The following is a 15007-nucleotide window of genomic DNA, read 5'->3' as shown; positions in this document are numbered from 1 at the left end:
ATCTGAGCATTTGAGATTGATGTACATAACTCAAATGTAGGCAAGACCTTGATCATGTTGACACAGATGTTTAATCATCTGGCAACAGGTCAAGGTTTTTTTATGCCTGATTGCCAGATTCGGAGAGTTTTATGGAAACTATTGGCAATCCATGGCTGTATCTAGCGTTCTTCGCTATTGTTATTGTCATGCTACTGATCGACTTTTTAGGCTTTAAACAAAAAGAAGGGCAAGAAGTCAAAATTAAAACTGCTGCCTATTGGAGCATTGCATGGGTCAGTGTTGCAGCATTATTTGGTGGTGGTTTATGGCTGTATTTACAACAGACCGCGGGTGTTTCTATTGCCAATAGCAAAGTCATGGAATACTTTGCAGGTTATCTACTTGAAAAATCGTTAGCGATCGACAATGTCTTTGTCTGGTTGATGATTTTTGCTGCATTTGCAATTCCACAAGGCTTACAACGTAAAATTCTGCTCTATGGTGTATTAGGTGCGATTATTTTACGTACCATCTTTATTTTTATTGGCGCATGGTTCGTTCAAGAATTCTCTTGGGTGCTTTATCTCTTTGGTGCTTTCTTGGTTTATACAGGCTATAAATTCCTTAAAGGACAGGATGAAGAAGAAACCAATATCGAAGATATGGCTATTCTAAAATGGTTGCGTAAACACATGCGAATCACCCCAAAATTAGAAGGTGCTCAATTCTTTGTTCGTCAAAATGGCGTGTTGTGGGCAACCCCGTTATTCCTTGTCTTAATTTTAGTTGAAGCTTCCGATGTGATCTTTGCGGTCGATTCTATTCCTGCGATTTTTGCGGTGACCAGTGACCCCTTTATTGTATTAACTGCGAATTTAATGGCGATCTTAGGTCTACGTGCAATGTTCTTCTTATTGTCGGGTGCCGCGTCTAAAATGCATTACTTGCCTTATGGCCTAGGCATCATCTTAGTCTTCATTGGCTTTAAAATGTTAATGCTGGATGTCTTCCATATGCCGATTTGGATTTCGTTAGGTTTCATTGTGATTGTCTTGGCAATTACAGCTTGGCTCTCTATTTGCCATAGCAAAAAGCACCATGAAACAACCTTATAAACACTACATCAAGCCTTCCAATTGGAAGGCTTTTTTATGATCAACAATAATACTCAACGATTTAAATTGTATAGACAGTATGGAAATGAAATCTTTATCCATCAGCATAATCATCTGTTGTAATAGCTATCTGTTGTCTTGGAGTATGGTCTTCACTATGCTTTGATTGATTTAAATCCTGATCGCCTAATCATCCACAACAAGCAGCTTTTCCCATCTGATCAAAAACTGTTTAGCCTGAATCCGTGCTAAAAAAACTGGATAACTGACTAAACGTTTATTCCATCTTAATTTTAATTCAAACAAATCATTTAGTCCAAACGGCGCAATAATTTCGATATCATCATTTTCAAGTAAACGTACTGCAATTGCAGTTGCCGTTTCAACCCATACGGATAAAGCATCGAATAAGGATTGGTATTGAGAGATAGAACATCCATCATCTGTTTTATACCACAAATGCACATAGGCTTGATTAACCACATCCCATTCATTATTGGGAAATTTTTGCTTTAACAATTCAGTCAAACGTTGCTCTTTAAGGCCTTGTTGATCATTTAAATCATAGAAAATGACATCGATTTCAATCTGATCAAATCCATAACCCTGATGATGTAAAATAGACCAGACCAAGTTACGAATTACACCTGCACTCAAATATGCATGTGCATGAATATCTCGCAAATACTGTAATCGGAGCATCAATTCAGGACATGAATAGATGATCTGTTTTAACTGCTTAGTATTGTCCATTATTGTCTTATTTCACCATTTTACTAGACTCTACCGATTATTGTTATAAAGATAAACTCACAATATAGAATATGCCTTTAACCACTAATTTTAGTTATATTTCGATAAAAAATTCTCGCTGCTAAAACAATAAAAAATAACATTATTCAATTTTTTAGAATGCTTTCGCGTAAAACTGCATACAACACCTGATACAAATTTCAGGTACAATCAATCGAAAAAAGGATAAATTGCAGGTTTTACATGTCTTGTGTTGTACAGAAAACAGCGGTTCGTGGGCGTTTTCTTGATATTAAAAATACCGTTTCTCAAGCAGCTCAAATATTTGATGAAGTTCGTTATATCGAAGATGGTTTACTCATCACAGAGCAAGGCAAAATCACATGGTTTGGCCCTTGGGAAAATGCACAGTCTCACCTGACAGATGATATTCAAATTGATCACTACCCAGAACAACTGATTGTGCCTGGTTTTATAGACACCCATATCCATTTTCCTCAAACAGAAATGGTGGGTGCATATGGTGAACAACTTTTAGAATGGTTAAATACTTATACTTTTCCAACAGAAATTCAGTTTGCAGATAAAACCTATGCCGACAAAATCGCACAGTTTTTTGTCCAAGAATTACTTAAAAATGGCACCACGACAGCACTGGTTTTTTGTACAGTACATCCGCAATCAGTCGATGCCTTGTTTGAAGCTGCAGAACAGCATCAGATGCGTTTAATCGCAGGTAAAGTCATGATGGATCGTCATGCACCTGAAGCACTCACAGATACTGCTGAAAGTGCATATATTGACTCTAAAGCACTGATTGAAAAATGGCATGGTAAAGGTCGTAACCTATATGCCATTACCCCGCGTTTTGCTCCAACCTCTACACCTGAGCAATTGGCAAAAGCAGGCCAGTTAAAAGCAGAGTATCCAACGGTATATGTGCATACCCATCTTAGTGAAAATAAAAATGAAATTGCATGGGTCAAAGACTTATTCCCAGAGCAGAAAGGTTATCTGGATGTCTATCACCACTATGGTTTAACAGGAGAGCGTTCTGTTTTCGCACATTGTGTTCATTTAGAAGAGCATGAGTGGGATTGTATGCATGCAACTGATTCAGCGATTGCATTTTGCCCGACATCCAATTTATTTTTGGGAAGTGGTTTATTCCCATTAAAAAAATCCTGGGAAAAACAGGTGAAAGTCGGCTTAGGGACAGATATTGGTGCAGGAACAGCCTTTTGCCAATTACAAACCCTCAATGAAGCCTACAAAGTGCAACAACTCCAAGGTGATAAACTTTCGGCAATGGAAGCGCTTTACCATGCAACACTTGGTGGAGCGAAAGCGTTACATTTGGATGAGCAATTGGGCAATTTCAATATCGGTAAAGAAGCCGATTTTGTTGTGCTAGATTTAAAAGCAACGGCGCTACAACAACTGCGTCAGGAACGTGCTAAAAACATAGACGATGCATTATTTGCCTTATTTACCATGGGGGATGATCGTAATATTCAAGCCACCTATATTTATGGACAAAAAACCTATGAGCAAAGCGAAACAAAAAACGCGTAAATCGAAGAAAAAACTAATTTTGATTGGTACAGTTTTTGTGATCTGTGCATTCATTTTAAAACGTGATGCACATTAATCATTTTGGTTTAAATTAGGACATTTACATTTTCAAATGTCAAAAAAGATGCATCTTGATCTGATATGTTTTAAAATTATGTCATCTTTTAGGGTGTTGCTAGTCAACACCTTTTTTAATTTTAGAATTTGATGTTTACGTTTTTAGGTATTTCCCATGACTATTGAAATGAAAGTGATGATTTCTGCTGAAGAAATTCATGCAAAAGTTCAGGAACTTGGTAAAAAAATTGATGCACATTATGCCAATAGCGATAAAGAACTTGTCTTAATTGGTTTATTGCGTGGTTCAGTGATCTTTATGGCTGATTTATGTCGTGCAATCAGCAAAACTCATGAACTCGATTTTATGACCGTTTCAAGCTATGGTGGCAGTACAACATCTTCTCGTGATGTCAGAATTCTCAAAGATTTAGATGGCGAAATTCGCGGTAAGGATATCTTAGTCGTAGAAGATATTATTGACTCTGGCAATACCTTAAGCAAAGTATTGGAAATTTTAAGTACACGGCATCCCAATTCGATCGAGCTTTGTACTTTAGTCAGCAAACCGTCTCGCCGTGAAATCGATTTAGACGTGAAATTTCTTGGCTTTGAAGTTGAAGATAAATTCATTGTGGGCTATGGCTTAGACTATGATCAAAAATATCGTCATATTCCGTTTATTGGAGAAATTGGTCTTTAATTGAGACTTCATCACATCATTTTAACTAAAATGAGTTAAGCGACTTCGGTCGCTTTTTTTTATTTTTTTAGCTGTTATAGTGAACAAAAATGCAACAACTTGTAGCAAATAAGCGCTTTTACTTCACAACAGAATATTTGATTATTAAACTCATTCGACACAGTAACTCACGACAAAATAAAGAAAAAGGAGAAAGATTATGATGTCACTGATTAGTGCAATTGTGATTGGTTTTATTGCAGGTTTGATTGCACGTGCGATTCATCCAGGCGATGACAAAGCTGGTTTCATTGTAACAACAGCACTTGGTATTGTAGGTTCATTAGTTGCAACCTATGGTGGTCAATTACTCGGCTTATATCCAAAAGGTGCCTCAGCTGGATTTATTGCCTCAGTCATTGGCGCAATAGTTGTACTCTTTATCTATAACATGATTGCCAAACGTACTTAAATTTTCTTCTCCATAAAAAAAGCACCTTGAATGGGTGCTTTTTTACGCCGTTAGCTTTCTAAGTATTGTTTATAATCCAAAATTTTTCCATATTTTCTCAATTTCTTCAGCAGGGTAGGCGCCCATGACTTTATAACCATTTGAGAAAATAATCGCTGGTGTTCCATGCAAACCTAATTTTTTACCCAATTCCAAATTACGCTCGATGGGGGTTGCACAATTTGCTGGCGCTGTCGGCTTAATCCCATTTTGAATTAAATTTTTCCATGCATATTCTTTATTTACAGAACACCATACTTGCTTAGATGGCAAAATCGATTGTGCTTTGATCGAATAGATAAATGTATAAATTGTCACATCATTGAGCTTGGCTAAATTCCCTTCAAGAGTCTTGCAATATGGGCAATTTGGGTCAGAAAAGATTGCAAGCTGACGCTTACCATTCCCCCTGACTGTTTTTACCGCATCATTAAAAGGTAAGGCTTTAAAATCTATAGTATTTTCTTTAACTGCTAAATCTTTAGTTAAATTATGCTGATCTTTCAAACGAATCATTGAACCAATAAATAAATGCTGAGCATCCTCATTGACATAAACAATTTGATTATCCAAGGTTCCACTATATAAACCCTGCATTTCTGTGATTTGCAGATTATTAATTTTTACATTGGGATACTGCTGGGCTAATTTTGCTTTCACAGTTTCAACACTGGCAAAACCAGCTGTACAAAAAGCTAGGCTTAAGCTCAATGCGATAAATTGCTTTAACATAAATCGATAAAATCAAAATAAATATTGAGATGCATTAAAGCATAATTCATCAACTGACTTGTTTAAAAACTGTGATTGATCCTTATCTCTGATTGCAATGGTTCTCTGCCAATCATAGTACCTTGAACTGTTAAAAAAGCTGTACTTTATTCTTGCTCAGGTTTCACGTGAAACCCAACTAAACATCGCGGTTTTATTGATTTCAACAGAAATATGCACCAATTGTTTATGAATAGATAAAACCTGACGTACCTGATCTGCATTTAAATTTTTATCATTGGATTCAAGCGCTAAAATCACTGAAAATTTGCCTTTAGCAACTTTCCACACATGAATATCGGTTATTTGGGCTTCAACATTTAGACGCTCAATCACTTTACGTACTTCCTCGACGATAGGATCATCCATTTCCGCATCCAATAATGTTTGGGCCGTTTCTTTGATTAAACCCAATGACCAACGTCCGACTAAAATTGCCCCAACAATCCCCAATACAGCATCCAAAAAATCCCAACCCAAATACTTTGCAGCAAAGAGTGCAATAATCGCCAAGACAGAGGTCAGTGCATCTGCAACCACATGTAAAAACGCAGCTTTTTGATTTAAATCATGTCCATGATGGTCATTATGCATATGTGAATGATGGTGATGGTCAGCATGATCGTGTAATAACCATGCACAAACCAAATTGACCAATAAGCCTAAAATAGCAATCAAAATCGCTTCATTATAATGAATCTGTACAGGATGAAATAAACGCACTAGCGACTGGAAGGCCATAAATAAGGCCACCACCATCAATAGAATTGCACTGCTATAGCCAGCAAGAATTTCAATCTTCCATGTGCCAAAACTAAAACGCGAATCCTGCGCATAATAATGAGCGGCTCGATAAGCAGCATAAGCCAAGCCTAATGCCAGCATATGCGAACTCATATGCCAACCATCTGCGAGTAATGCCATGGAATTAAAAATCCAGCCTCCCGCAATCTCAAAAAACATCATCAATCCAGTCAAAATGGTCGCCCATAAGATTTTCTTTTGTGCTAAAGGATTACCTTGATCAAATTGATGGCTATGCTTTCGCTGAATGGTTTTGAATTGCATGAGACATGATCCTATATACTCCCCTCAAGTATATAATTTCAATTTAAAATATACTATAAGGGAGTATATAAAATAGCGGATTAGTTTATGAGTCATTTACATCAAGATAAAAAAGTCCTCAATCGTGTGAAACGACTAAAAGGACAAATTCATGCGATTGAAGAAGCTTTGAATGATCAAAGCAGCTCATGTATCAGCGTTTTACAGCAAGTTGCGGCAATTAAAGGTGCCGTGAATGGCTTAATGAATGAATTGATTGAGCAGCATTTAACCGAGCATGTGATTAAAGACACCCAAGCCGTGGATGAAGCTGAATTACAAGAATTTTTAAAGTTGCTAAAACGCTATTCATAACTCAATTCACAGTCATCTGTGCTTGAATGTTTAAGTTTCCATTGACCCTTTACTGATTAAGTTTTAATCTTTCCATACTCAATTCCTTCCATGCCGAACTTTGTATTGAACAGGTTTGGCATTTTTATCTGCAAAACATTTGCATTTGAAGTCCTATATTTATGAATCAACAATCATGGCGTTCATTTTTAATGATCAGCCTAGCCTTATGTATTGGTACGATTGGTACAGCGCTTGCTAGCCCCTTATATCCAATTTATCAACAACTTTGGCAATTACTTCCAAGCCAGATCACCTATATTTTCGTGGCCTATATGTTTGGTTGCTTAACCACATTATTATTTTTAGGACGTAGCAGTAATAGTTTTGGTTTTATTCGTACCTTACAAATCGGGCTATTGTTTGCTGTGATTGGCTTAACACTTTCAGTGTTTGCATCAACCACATATTTGCTTGGATTTGGGCGCTTTATTATTGGTATTGCCTCTGGGTTGATCAGTACCTCCGCAATGTTAGGTTTGATTTATACCATTCCTGACTCACATAAGCAGAATGCAGCACAGTTAAGTTCAATTATTACCGTGATTGGCTTTGGACTTGGCCCGTTTATTGGTGGTGCAATCGCACAATTTTCTGATCGCCCACTTGTCACACCTTATTTACCCGTAATTGTTGCAGCAATCATCAGTTTGCTGAGTTTATTTACGATTAAAACCATGAGGTTTGAAAGGCAGCCATTTTCTATTGCGCCCCACTTACAACTGCCAGAAGCTCAATTTAAAAAACTGTTTTATATCGCCAGTTTTACCGCATTCTGTGCTTTTGGCTCATTTAGTTTATTTGCCTCATTGGCACCCTCCTTTATTCGAGATGTGATTCCTTGGCATGGGCCATTGGTCAGTGGTGCAACCATTGCCAGTATCTTAATGGTTTCTGCAATCGTCCAATTTATCGCAAAGTCTTTTGATATGCATAAAGCATTGAATACTGGCTTAGTCTTATTGATTTCCAGCTATATTATCTTATCGATCTGTATGACCATGCAGTGGAGTTTCTTATTCTTTTTGAGTGTGGTTTTGGTCGGAATGGGGCATGGTTTAACGTTACTGAGTGCTTTTGCATTGATTCACCACATGACCAATGTTGAAAATCGGGCAGCTGTGGTTTCCACTTATTTGTTTATTGCCTATTTTGGTACCATTGTGCCGATCATTAGCGCAGGCTTTTTATCTGATCATTTCGGTTTAATGGTTGGTGTTTTAGGCTTTTGTGCAGGAATTGGTATCTTATGTATTTATTTATTGATCAGTCATTTAAAAACTAAAGCTAGATCAAACATCTAGGCGCTGTGCGCCTAGATGTTGGTTAAAATCGATTATTGAATAATCTCAATTTTAACCACTTCTATATCAGTGGATTTATAGCGGTGAGTATCCACTTCCCCTACAACTTTAACTTTGGTACCCGGTTTTAACTTTTTTAAATCGATAAGATCATCATCCACTTCGATCCCGATGGTTCCTGTACTGTCTTTTAGCTCATAATGTTCATGTTTTATTTGACGAACAATTGTCCCCGTCAAGGTAACAGCTGTTTCATCATTGGCACGTATTGCTTGTCCAATGGTGATCTTGTTTTTGGCAGCTTCTTGAATAATCACATGATCATCTTTACCTGCCCAAACATTTGACGTCATCACTAAAACAGCAATCGCAAGCAATAAAGGAGTTTTTTTCATGAAAAGAAGCCTTTGTTGAATATGTAATTGATCTTACAGTAAACAATTATAAGATTGATGTAAATTAAGCTTACAAAAGCACAACTTTTCATCAAAAAAAAAGCGGACTCATGTCCACTTTTAATCTTTTACAGTAAAGGATTACTTTCCAATACAGAACGAGCCAAAAATTACCCCTAACAGATCATCAGCACTAAAATCGCCTGTGATCTCAGCTAAGGCATTCTGTGCTAAACGTAACGATTCAGCGACCAGTTCACCCGCATGATAGACCTCAAGTTGCTCATGTGCTTCTGCAAGATAGTGCTGAGTGCGCTTCATTGCGTCTAAATGGCGAGTCCGTGCAATAAAGGTATCTTCTTCAGGATGGAAGCCAGCATGCGCTGTAATCGCATCTATAAGCGCTTGTACGCCCATTTCCTGCTTGGCCGATACGCTAATATGGCGAAAACCTTGAAAATCACTTAATTCAGGTGATTGTGTAGTTAAATCACACTTATTCCCAATCAACATCAAGCGTTTAGTTTCTAAATGATCTTCAAAATAGCGCTGAGCAAGTGCTAAAGGATTTTCACCTTGGCTGAGGTCATAGACCAAAAGTAATAAATCCGCTTGTTCAATTTCTTTGATTGCTCGGCGAATGCCTTCTTTTTCGACCACATCACCTGTTTCACGTAAGCCCGCAGTATCTGTCAGTGTGATAGGCAAGCCATTTAAAGTAATTTTCTCATGCAGTACATCACGTGTTGTTCCTGCGATATCCGTAACAATGGCACGGTCATTTCCCGCCAAGGCATTCAATAACGAAGATTTACCCGCATTGGGCTTACCTGCAATCACCACTTGCAGACCTTCACGTAATAACTGTCCCTGGCGCGCAGAGTGTTGTACAGCAGAAACAGAAGATTGCACATCTTCAAGCAGATGAAGAATTTTTCCATCTGCCAAAAAGTCAATTTCCTCTTCAGGAAAATCAATCGCCGCTTCAACATGCAAACGTAAATGAATCAGTTTTTCCAACACGGTATTCACTTTATTGGAAAACGCACCTTGCAAAGAACGTACTGCTGAACGTGCAGCTGCTTGTGAGGTCGCATCAATTAAATCTGCAATCGCTTCAGCTTGAACCAAGTCCATTTTGCCATTTTCAAAGGCTCGCATGGAAAACTCGCCTGCTTTGGCGGCGATAGCACCCAGCTCAAACAATCGTGCAAGAAGTGCATTTTGAATTACAGGACCACCATGTCCCTGCAATTCCACCACATCTTCACCCGTAAACGAGTTTGGATTTGGAAAGCAAATTGCTAGGCCCTCATCCATCACTTCACCTTTTTCATCAAAAAACTGACGAAAACCAGCAAAGCGCGCTTGAGGAAGCACTTTTTGAGTTAAAGCTTGTGCAATCGCATAAGCCTTAGGACCAGATAGACGAATCACACCTACACCACCACGTCCAGGTGGAGTCGCAATTGCTGCAATTGTGGTTTGGCTTACAGGGTTGCTCATCTAAATTACTCAAACTTTGACAATAAAAAAATCCGCCTAAGATTACCATCTTAAGCGGATTTTTTCAGCTATTGCTTAATCTATGAAGATTAAACCACTTCGCTTGCGACTTTGGCTTTAGCAACATTTTTGTTGATAAACCATTGTTGCAGAATCGTGATCGAGTTGTTCACAATCCAGTATAAAACCAAGCCTGAAGGGAAGAACAGCATAAATACTGTAAACATGATCGGCATGATTTTGAAGACTTTAGCTTGCATTGGATCAGTAGGTTGTGGGTTCAACATTTGTTGAACAAACATCGTTACACCCATGATCAACGGCAAAATAAACCAAGGATCCATTGCAGATAAATCTTGAATCCAAAGCATCCATGGTGCATGACGAAGCTCTACAGATTCCATCAATACCCAATACAATGCTAAGAAGATTGGCATTTGCAACAACAATGGTAGACAACCCGCAAGTGGATTAACTTGCTCACGTTTGTAAAGCGCCATCATTTCTTGTGAGAAACGCATGCGGTCTTCACCAAACTCTTCTTTCATGCGTTGCATTTCAGGTGCAATCACACGCATTTTCGCCATAGAGCGATAGCTCTTAGACGACAAAGGCCAAAGAATAAGCTTAACCAATACAGTCAATAAGATAATTGACCAGCCCCAGTTACCCACAAGATTATGGAAGAACTGTAAGCCAGCAAATAATAATTTTGCAATTGGCCATAACCAACCATAGTCTACAGTTTGGTTTAAACCAACAGCCAAGTCTTTTAATTCAGATTGAATTTTTGGACCTGAGTAGAACGTTGCATCAATGCTCATTGCTTTTCCAGCTGGAACATTGATGGTTGGAGAAGTAAACCCGATGATATTCATACCATCTGCAGATTTACGAGATTCCAATTTTGCTGTGTATTCTTGACCGCCAAAATGACCTGGCATCCAAGCACTTACAAAATAATGCTGAACAATCGCAACCCATCCGCCTTTTGCTTCAGTGTTGAGTTTTTCATCGGTAAAATTTGCAAATTTTAGCTTGTTATAATGCTCATCAGGGGTACCCCAAGCGCCACCCAAATATGTTCCAAGTGTAAAAATCCCTTGCGAGGTTTTTCCTGGATCATCTGAGTTATCACGCTTAATTTGACCAAACATTTGTCCTTGCCAATTTTGCGCACTACGGTTGACAACCTGATAGCTCACATCGATTGGATATTGACCTTGTTTAAAGGTAAATGTTTTGATGATTTCAACGCCATCTGCTGTTTTAAATACCATTGGTACAGCTAAAACTTGAGATGTTTTGCCATCTTTGTCCTTGGCTGCTTTGGCATCTGCAATAGTATAAGCAGTTTTTTCAAACGCATAGTTTGGACGATCTGGCTTACTGTCCGGACCATTCAATCCAATTAACCCAGATTGCGCAACATAGGTACGTTTTGCATCACTTTCAAGCATAACAAAAGGCTGATCACTGTCTTTGCTCTTGTCATGATTCAGTAATTCAATACGAACAATATCACCACCTTTAGGACTAATCCAAAGATGATAAAGGTCAGTTTGTACTGAAATCAATTGTTGATTTGCTGTGGCTGGTGCAGCTGTATTCTGTTGTGCAGCAGCTATATTTGCTTGTGGAACATCGCTAGTGGCCGCAGTTGCTTGACCTTTTGGCAGATCGGCAGACACATCATGCGCTACAACAGCCTGCGGTGTCGCAGCCTTCGATGTATTGTCATGACCATAGTCTTTTTGCCAAGCCAAAATGAGCAAATATGCGGTGACTAACATGGCCCCAAGGATTGCAAACCTGGCCCATTGTTGCATATCTATTACCCCAAGTGGTTAGAGTGATTTTGGTTCAATAAACGTTCACGCAAGGGTACAGGAACATGAAGCGTTTGAGAATCTATTTGCTGAAATGAAATAAAACGAATTGTTTTTTTTGGCACAGGATCATAACCATACCCACCCCAAGGATGACAACGACACACGCGTTTGGTTGCTAACCAGCTACCTTTTAATGCGCCGTGCGTATGGATTGCTTCTAACGAATATTGAGAACAAGTCGGAATATAACGACAACGAGGTCCAATGAGAGGACTAATCGCAATTTGATAGAAACGAATCAACCAATGCAATAAACGAATCATTGGTATCCTCTATTTTTGAGGGGAAGATTGAGCTATTTTATGGTGCTTTTTAACAATGCGCTGCAATTTTAACCAAGCAAATTGTAATTGCTGAAAAAGCTCAGCATTTGGAACTGCTTCTATACCAACTTTAGGCATCACCACAATATCCAACAAATCTATATTTTGCTGGTTTAAGCGAAAACTTTCACGCGTTAAACGTTTTATTCGATTTCTTTCATGCGCACGGCGCACTTTCTTCTTTGCAACAACAATACCCAAACGGCTTTTAGGCTGTTCGGTGACTTTTGCTAAGAATATAAAATGGGGTTGATGCACTTTAAAAAGCGCACCATCAAATACATCTTTGTAATCAGCAGCGCAGTGGATTCTCACCTCTGGACTGAAACTATAAAGAGACATAACACCCAAGTCGTCTATCAACTGTTTAAAAGATTAAACAGTTAAACTATGACGGCCTTTTGCACGACGGCGAGCTAATACTTGACGACCAGCCTTAGTAGCCATACGAGCACGGAAACCATGAACACGCTTGCGCTTTAATTCAGATGGTTGGAATGTACGTTTCATATCGAAACTCCAAAATTGATCTTTTCTAAAGGTTCGCGATTGTATTGTGCATTCTTTATTCTGTCAATAAATATACACATTTCTTTTATATAGACGCTTTATTTTTACCCAGCCAACAACTTTATATAGATTAAATTGAATAAATTATTAAAAATATATATTCACAGCATAACTTATTATTTTATAATATAAATAAGAGTTACACACAGATATATCCTCAAAGTTATCCATAGGCTGATTCACAATTTAACTTTAATTTCTTAATTTTAAATTTAAAAATCGTGTTGTTTTGAATTTAAATTCATAACTTAAGCTTTATCCACAGAAATCCTGATCCTTATAAATAAATTCAAATTTAAAATTTATATTTATTATTATTAGGGAGCGTTTTTTCTGTGGAAAACAGCTTTTTTAAGATAAATAATAATAACTTACCCTGTGAGTATCCATGTTTCTATTAATTTGATGGATTATGGATAACTTTCTGTGATAATTTATCCACAGCTTGTGGAAAACCTTATCCACAGTTGCTTTAAATTTAAATTTATTTACAGAAGGTTGCTTTTTTGAGCGAATTAGATTGAATTAACCATGACAGATGTGGATAACTTGGTTAGAATGGCGACCCCTTCACCTACTAGGGTAGGGGTAAATAGTCTTTTTTGAATTTAAAATTGAATGAAGGGGTTTCACATGCTTTGGACGGACTGCTTAACTCGCTTGCGACAAGAGCTCTCTGATAATGTCTTTGCCATGTGGATTCGTCCTTTGGTTGCAGAAGAAGTCGAAGATACTTTAAAACTGTATGCACCCAATCCATATTGGACTCGCTACATTCAAGAACATCATTTAGAACTGATTTCTATTTTGGCGGAACAATTATCTGAAGGGCGAATTCGCAAAGTCGAAATTATAGTCGACTCGCGTCCGGGAGCTATACTTTCTGCCTCTGAACAACCTGCGACAACAACAGCAGCACTTGAAAGTTCGCCTACACCCACCCATCATACAAAAGCTAAAAAAGATAAAGAATATGAAGTTGTTTCTGCAAAAAATGTGAAGAAACGCCAACTAAATCCATTGTTTAATTTTGCTCTATTTGTTGAAGGCCGTTCTAACCAAATGGCGGCTGAAACGTGTCGTAAAGTTTTAACACAACTGGGAGAATCTCAACATAATCCACTATTTTTATATGGTCCTACAGGGCTTGGTAAAACGCATTTAATGCAAGCAGTTGGGAATGCATTATTACAAGCAAAACCAAATGCGCGTGTAATGTATATGACTGCGGAAAGTTTTGTACAAGATTTTGTCAGCTCTCTGCAAAAAGGTAAGGTTGAAGAATTTAAAAAGAATTGCCGTTCTTTAGATTTATTATTGGTTGATGATATTCATTTATTGGCAGGTAAAGAAGCCAGTCTTGTCGAATTTTTCTATACATTCAATGCTTTATTGGATGAGTCTAAACAGATTATTTTAACCTCTGACCGTTATCCAAAAGAATTAACCGAATTGGATCCGCGCTTAGTATCGCGTTTTTCATGGGGATTATCGGTTGGAGTTGAACCACCAGATATTGAAACACGTATCGAAATTTTGCTGAAAAAAGCTGAAAGTAGTGGGATAGATCTTCCTCGCAATTGCGCTTTATTTATTGCACAACAAGTTGTTGCCAATGTGCGTGAGCTTGAAGGCGCTTTAAACAAAGTTGTGGCGATCTCGCGCTTTAAGGGTTCTGCAATCGATCTAGAAGTGGTTCGTGAGTCTTTGAAAGATGTCTTGGCGATTCGTGCCCGAACCATCAGTACTGAAAATATTCAGCGAGTGGTGAGTGAATACTTCCGAATTCCATTGAAAGAATTGGTGGGGCCAAAACGCACACGTATTTACGCTCGACCACGTCAGTTGGCGATGGGGCTAGCACGTGAACTGACTGGAGACAGTTTCCCTGAAATTGGGATGGCATTTGGCGGGCGTGATCACAGTACGGTCATGCATGCATGTGAAAAAGTGCAAAGTTTACGCGACGAAGATCCAATTTTTAATGAGGATTATAAAAACCTCATGCGCCTGTTACAAAGTTAAAATTTGTACAAATTACGCGCTTGCAATGCGGCATAAACTGCCGCATAGTACGTCATTAAAAAAAATTTATTACCCACATTTTCTG

At 38.2% G+C, this 15007-nt stretch carries 16 protein-coding genes; 7 read left to right on the top strand and 9 right to left on the bottom strand.

Annotated features, from left to right (window positions below; translation table 11 throughout):
* The first annotated feature begins 131 nt into the window (after positions 1-131).
* Entirely contained in the window at positions 132-1097 is a 966-nt protein-coding gene (locus AC4CVF_RS18845) for a TerC family protein (protein ID WP_483770485.1), read from the top strand.
* A 186-nt stretch (positions 1098-1283) separates the two neighbouring features.
* On the opposite strand, the gene AC4CVF_RS18840 is transcribed toward AC4CVF_RS18845, so the two are convergent.
* Positions 1284-1850 (bottom strand): nucleotidyltransferase family protein, encoded by a 567-nt coding sequence (locus AC4CVF_RS18840; RefSeq protein ID WP_490774642.1) that lies wholly within the window; start codon positions 1848-1850, stop codon positions 1284-1286.
* A 243-nt stretch (positions 1851-2093) separates the two neighbouring features.
* On the opposite strand from AC4CVF_RS18840, the gene guaD reads away from it, so the two are divergent.
* The 3 genes from guaD to AC4CVF_RS18825 all read left to right on the top strand — a co-directional run bounded on the left by guaD (position 2094) and on the right by AC4CVF_RS18825 (position 4636).
* On the top strand, positions 2094-3425 hold the full coding sequence (gene guaD, locus AC4CVF_RS18835; RefSeq protein ID WP_419360962.1) for a guanine deaminase: 1332 nt from the start codon (positions 2094-2096) through the stop codon (positions 3423-3425).
* Between the two features lie 232 nt (positions 3426-3657).
* Positions 3658-4185 carry a hypoxanthine phosphoribosyltransferase gene (gene hpt, locus AC4CVF_RS18830; protein ID WP_004718958.1) on the top strand — a complete coding sequence of 176 codons (528 nt, stop codon included), beginning with the start codon at positions 3658-3660 and terminating at the stop codon, positions 4183-4185.
* Between the two features lie 199 nt (positions 4186-4384).
* Positions 4385-4636, top strand: coding sequence for a GlsB/YeaQ/YmgE family stress response membrane protein (locus AC4CVF_RS18825; protein ID WP_004718955.1), 252 nt, complete (start codon positions 4385-4387; stop codon positions 4634-4636).
* Positions 4637-4705: 69 nt separating this feature from the next.
* On the opposite strand, the gene AC4CVF_RS18820 is transcribed toward AC4CVF_RS18825, so the two are convergent.
* Both AC4CVF_RS18820 and dmeF read right to left on the bottom strand, forming a co-directional pair.
* Positions 4706-5407: a DsbC family protein gene (locus AC4CVF_RS18820; RefSeq protein ID WP_419328824.1), complete on the bottom strand. Its 702-nt coding sequence runs from the start codon at positions 5405-5407 to the stop codon at positions 4706-4708.
* 156 nt (positions 5408-5563) lie between these two features.
* Complete coding sequence (dmeF, locus tag AC4CVF_RS18815) at positions 5564-6514, bottom strand: CDF family Co(II)/Ni(II) efflux transporter DmeF (protein WP_419360960.1); 951 nt, start codon at positions 6512-6514, stop codon at positions 5564-5566.
* Between the two features lie 87 nt (positions 6515-6601).
* Between dmeF and AC4CVF_RS18810 the strand changes: the two genes are divergently transcribed.
* The gene (locus AC4CVF_RS18810) at positions 6602-6868 is read left to right on the top strand and encodes a metal/formaldehyde-sensitive transcriptional repressor (RefSeq protein WP_004818177.1); all 267 of its coding nucleotides are present in this window, start codon (positions 6602-6604) and stop codon (positions 6866-6868) included.
* Positions 6869-7029: 161 nt separating this feature from the next.
* The gene (locus AC4CVF_RS18805; protein WP_336954621.1) at positions 7030-8211 is read left to right on the top strand and encodes an MFS transporter; all 1182 of its coding nucleotides are present in this window, start codon (positions 7030-7032) and stop codon (positions 8209-8211) included.
* Between the two features lie 32 nt (positions 8212-8243).
* Here AC4CVF_RS18805 and AC4CVF_RS18800 read toward each other — a convergent pair whose 3' ends face one another.
* The 6 genes from AC4CVF_RS18800 to rpmH form a co-directional block, all read right to left on the bottom strand.
* A complete protein-coding gene (locus tag AC4CVF_RS18800) occupies positions 8244-8606 on the bottom strand; it encodes a NirD/YgiW/YdeI family stress tolerance protein (protein ID WP_490789814.1) in 363 nt (120 codons plus the stop codon).
* Positions 8607-8747: 141 nt separating this feature from the next.
* Positions 8748-10112, bottom strand: coding sequence for a tRNA uridine-5-carboxymethylaminomethyl(34) synthesis GTPase MnmE (mnmE, locus tag AC4CVF_RS18795; RefSeq protein ID WP_419360946.1), 1365 nt, complete (start codon positions 10110-10112; stop codon positions 8748-8750).
* An 89-nt stretch (positions 10113-10201) separates the two neighbouring features.
* Entirely contained in the window at positions 10202-11941 is a 1740-nt protein-coding gene (yidC, locus tag AC4CVF_RS18790) for a membrane protein insertase YidC (RefSeq protein WP_004718941.1), read from the bottom strand.
* A 5-nt stretch (positions 11942-11946) separates the two neighbouring features.
* Entirely contained in the window at positions 11947-12267 is a 321-nt protein-coding gene (yidD, locus tag AC4CVF_RS18785; RefSeq protein WP_004718939.1) for a membrane protein insertion efficiency factor YidD, read from the bottom strand.
* Positions 12268-12276: 9 nt separating this feature from the next.
* Complete coding sequence (gene rnpA / locus AC4CVF_RS18780; protein WP_004718937.1) at positions 12277-12669, bottom strand: ribonuclease P protein component; 393 nt, start codon at positions 12667-12669, stop codon at positions 12277-12279.
* Between the two features lie 33 nt (positions 12670-12702).
* On the bottom strand, positions 12703-12837 hold the full coding sequence (rpmH, locus tag AC4CVF_RS18775; protein ID WP_000831329.1) for a 50S ribosomal protein L34: 135 nt from the start codon (positions 12835-12837) through the stop codon (positions 12703-12705).
* A gap of 693 nt (positions 12838-13530) precedes the next feature.
* Between rpmH and dnaA the strand changes: the two genes are divergently transcribed.
* Positions 13531-14922, top strand: coding sequence for a chromosomal replication initiator protein DnaA (gene dnaA, locus AC4CVF_RS18770; RefSeq protein ID WP_336954624.1), 1392 nt, complete (start codon positions 13531-13533; stop codon positions 14920-14922).
* Positions 14923-15007: the final 85 nt, after the last annotated feature.

The sequence above is a fragment of the Acinetobacter sp. LipI_19 genome (genome assembly GCF_058242925.1).
This window is presented reverse-complemented; position numbering and strand designations above follow the sequence as displayed.

What these genes read in the sequence shown, in the direction of transcription:
- AC4CVF_RS18845 (WP_483770485.1), top strand. Translation starts at nt 132, where the DNA reads ATGGAAACTATTGGCAATCCATGGCTGTATCTAGCGTTCTTCGCTATT.
- AC4CVF_RS18840 (WP_490774642.1), bottom strand. Translation starts at nt 1,850, where the DNA reads ATGGACAATACTAAGCAGTTAAAACAGATCATCTATTCATGTCCTGAA.
- guaD (WP_419360962.1), top strand. Translation starts at nt 2,094, where the DNA reads ATGTCTTGTGTTGTACAGAAAACAGCGGTTCGTGGGCGTTTTCTTGAT.
- hpt (WP_004718958.1), top strand. Translation starts at nt 3,658, where the DNA reads ATGACTATTGAAATGAAAGTGATGATTTCTGCTGAAGAAATTCATGCA.
- AC4CVF_RS18825 (WP_004718955.1), top strand. Translation starts at nt 4,385, where the DNA reads ATGATGTCACTGATTAGTGCAATTGTGATTGGTTTTATTGCAGGTTTG.
- AC4CVF_RS18820 (WP_419328824.1), bottom strand. Translation starts at nt 5,407, where the DNA reads ATGTTAAAGCAATTTATCGCATTGAGCTTAAGCCTAGCTTTTTGTACA.
- dmeF (WP_419360960.1), bottom strand. Translation starts at nt 6,514, where the DNA reads ATGCAATTCAAAACCATTCAGCGAAAGCATAGCCATCAATTTGATCAA.
- AC4CVF_RS18810 (WP_004818177.1), top strand. Translation starts at nt 6,602, where the DNA reads ATGAGTCATTTACATCAAGATAAAAAAGTCCTCAATCGTGTGAAACGA.
- AC4CVF_RS18805 (WP_336954621.1), top strand. Translation starts at nt 7,030, where the DNA reads ATGAATCAACAATCATGGCGTTCATTTTTAATGATCAGCCTAGCCTTA.
- AC4CVF_RS18800 (WP_490789814.1), bottom strand. Translation starts at nt 8,606, where the DNA reads ATGAAAAAAACTCCTTTATTGCTTGCGATTGCTGTTTTAGTGATGACG.
- mnmE (WP_419360946.1), bottom strand. Translation starts at nt 10,112, where the DNA reads ATGAGCAACCCTGTAAGCCAAACCACAATTGCAGCAATTGCGACTCCA.
- yidC (WP_004718941.1), bottom strand. Translation starts at nt 11,941, where the DNA reads ATGCAACAATGGGCCAGGTTTGCAATCCTTGGGGCCATGTTAGTCACC.
- yidD (WP_004718939.1), bottom strand. Translation starts at nt 12,267, where the DNA reads ATGATTCGTTTATTGCATTGGTTGATTCGTTTCTATCAAATTGCGATT.
- rnpA (WP_004718937.1), bottom strand. Translation starts at nt 12,669, where the DNA reads ATGTCTCTTTATAGTTTCAGTCCAGAGGTGAGAATCCACTGCGCTGCT.
- rpmH (WP_000831329.1), bottom strand. Translation starts at nt 12,837, where the DNA reads ATGAAACGTACATTCCAACCATCTGAATTAAAGCGCAAGCGTGTTCAT.
- dnaA (WP_336954624.1), top strand. Translation starts at nt 13,531, where the DNA reads ATGCTTTGGACGGACTGCTTAACTCGCTTGCGACAAGAGCTCTCTGAT.